The 590-nt window shown below is 65.8% G+C and carries 1 protein-coding gene; it reads right to left on the bottom strand.

Annotation, left to right across the window (positions count from 1 at the left end; translation table 11 throughout):
• Positions 1-590, bottom strand: a 590-nt coding sequence (locus tag O5O54_RS22265; protein ID WP_279484031.1) for an ABC transporter substrate-binding protein, incomplete at both ends; no start/stop codon positions are given.

The raw sequence follows: 590 nt of genomic DNA on the forward strand, positions 1-590 counted from the left end.
GACGGCCTTCTTCCAGCCTTCGCTCTCGAACTGCGGCTTCCAGTTGGCGTCGAAGTAGTTGGCGCCGAAGGAGCGGGCGAGGCTTCCGAGGAAGGCCATGTTCTCGCCCCAGCCAGGCTTGCCGCGCAGGCAGATGCCGTAGGTGCCGGTCGCCGGGTCGGTCATCTTCTCGGCGGCTTGCGCGATGAAGTCCCAGGTCGGCTTCTCGGGCATCGTCAGCCCGGCCTTTTCCATCAGGTCGGTGCGGTAGGCCGTCAGCACGCTCTCGCCGTAGAAGGGCGAGGCGTAAAGCTTGCCGTCGAGCGACAGCGCATCACGCACCGGCGGCAGGAGACCGTCGATGTCGAAGGCCGCGCCGAGATTCTCCAGCGGCGCCAGCCACTGCTGCTTCGCCCAGATGGGCGCCTCGTAGTTGCCGATGGTGAGGACGTCGAACTGCCCGCCCTTGGTGGCGATGTCGGTGGTGACCCGCTGGCGGAGGACGTTCTCCTCGAGCGTCACCCAGTTGATCTTGATGTCCGGGTGCTTCGCCTCGAACTCCGGCGTGAGCCGCTGCATGCGGATCATGTCGTTGTTGTTGACCGTGCCGA

The sequence above is a fragment of the Aureimonas sp. SK2 genome (assembly GCF_029813115.1).
Taxonomy (GTDB): Bacteria; Pseudomonadota; Alphaproteobacteria; order Rhizobiales; family Rhizobiaceae; genus Aureimonas.